Raw genomic sequence first — 1,771 nt, 5'->3', positions numbered from 1 at the left:
CACTCCGTTTGCTGCTTCACTATTTGAAGTATCGAGCTATTCCTCTACCTACTTAACCATTACGGTTTCAGCAACGCCATAAATGTTAAGGCTAGAGGTGCAAACAAGGCCTTCATGGGTAACGTCCCTTTACTGTAATCTGCACTTACTGTACAAGGACTCAGGCACTGCGGTCTTGCATATCCTTGCTAATCCAGAGGACGTTTTTGCTCTCTTGCTGAATTACTTTGGGGGAAACTCCGACAATGCGCTTGAAATGACGGCTCAGGTGGCTTTGGTCATAAAAACCAACAGCAGTCGCAATCTCAGAGATGGTCATCTGTCCAGCTTGCAGCAGTTCTTTTGCCTGCTCAACTCGATAGCGAATCTGAAATTGATGCGGTGCCAATCCCGTTGATTGCTTAAACAAACGAGCAAAATGATAAGCGCTCAAATTCACTTGTGCCGCAATTTCATCCAGGCTTAAATCCTGATTGAAACTAGTTTGGATGTGGGCGATCGCCTGCTGCAACTTAGGTTTAGACAGTCCTCCTGAATATTGCCGAACGTTTTTCTCAATGTTGCTGTATTCCCTGATTACATGTATAGCGAGAGCATTGACCAATGACTCAGCATAGAGGCGATTCGCCAATTTATCATTCTGCAATTCGGAGAGCAGTAACTGACCAAGATGTTGGATTTGTAGATCGGCTGCTGCAAACCGATTCAGGACTTCAACACGAACCTCATCGACTTCAATAGCCTCTATAGCAACTTTCGCCACTAGTGCAGGTTCCAGGCATAAGTGCAGTACATCGACCTCAGAGTCCCAACTCCATTCGCTAGGGCAGTGAGCGGGTGTCAGAATAATATCGCCTTTTATAACTTGTCCTTCATAAATTCGTCCATCTAACTTCTGCATAAGTTGATAAGACGTACCACAGTTAAGGGTAATGAGATGCTGCGCCATTGGTGGTGATGCAATTTCATCCGGTGAATGATGACGATATTCCGTCACAATGCCATTCCAACCTCTTGGTTTACTTGAAAGAATCAGTTGGTTTGGTAACTCATCCAGAAAGCGAATCGTTTTCTGTCGCTCTTTCTCAACTTCGCTTCTAGGCATGTAACTACATTCCAAAAGACTTACAAGGAGTATAACTTGATGGGCTTTTGGAGAATGTAATCTTATTCCTTAAATACAATCCATTTTGTCTATCTAGAGGCAGATGACCTCCCTATGATGGGATTCAAGTCGTTCAATAGCGCAAGGAGAACCCTGGGAGGGATTGAGGCAATGAATATGATCAGAGAAGGACAAGTGAAAAGAGTTAAACAAGGGAGCAGTGTTTCTCAAGCACAACTTATTGAATTGCTCTTTGAAATTGCTGCTTAAGGGAATGCAAGCGATACCGATCGGTTGTCCCTAATAAGTTTTTGCGACACAACCGAAATTTGGAGATCTAGCCTGGGGTAGCATAGGATTACTGGAATCATGAAGCACTTCAGCATGGTCTAATGGCATTTAATCGATCGGCGATCGCCCTTCGCGTTTGAGCCGCAATCTTTGTTTCCTCAAACAGTTGTGCCATCGCATTTGCGCCCCACATCGTGGCGTGTAATTCAAATGCCAACTGAGAAGCATCCACATCAGGACGAAGTTCCCCCAGGTCTTTGGCTTCCTGAATAAACTGCTCCATCATGTTTAGCCATTGCTGCATTAGGTCAACCAGGCGATCACGCACCACACTGGGACGGCTATCAAACTCCACCGTCACCGCTGCAAAGAAAC

2 protein-coding genes and 1 pseudogene are annotated in these 1,771 nt (G+C 45.0%); 1 reads left to right on the top strand and 2 read right to left on the bottom strand.

Features of this window, described 5'->3' with window-relative positions:
* Positions 1–160: 160 nt before the first annotated feature.
* The gene (locus H6F93_RS00095) at positions 161–1,105 is read right to left on the bottom strand and encodes a helix-turn-helix domain-containing protein (protein WP_190677950.1); all 945 of its coding nucleotides are present in this window, start codon (positions 1,103–1,105) and stop codon (positions 161–163) included.
* A gap of 111 nt (positions 1,106–1,216) precedes the next feature.
* Between H6F93_RS00095 and H6F93_RS35555 the strand changes: the two are divergent.
* Positions 1,217–1,307 (top strand): annotated as a pseudogene (locus H6F93_RS35555) (IS6 family transposase); the annotation flags it as partial.
* Positions 1,308–1,484: 177 nt separating this feature from the next.
* On the opposite strand, the gene H6F93_RS00085 reads toward H6F93_RS35555, so the two are convergent.
* Positions 1,485–1,771, bottom strand: a 287-nt coding sequence (locus H6F93_RS00085) for a TetR family transcriptional regulator C-terminal domain-containing protein (RefSeq protein WP_242043236.1), incomplete at its 5' end; no start/stop codon positions are given.

Source organism: Leptolyngbya sp. FACHB-671, assembly GCF_014695745.1.
Classification (GTDB): domain Bacteria; phylum Cyanobacteriota; class Cyanobacteriia; order Elainellales; family Elainellaceae; genus JAAUTN01.
The sequence above is the reverse complement of the archived record's forward strand: the minus strand, read 5'-3'. Positions and strand labels throughout refer to the sequence as shown.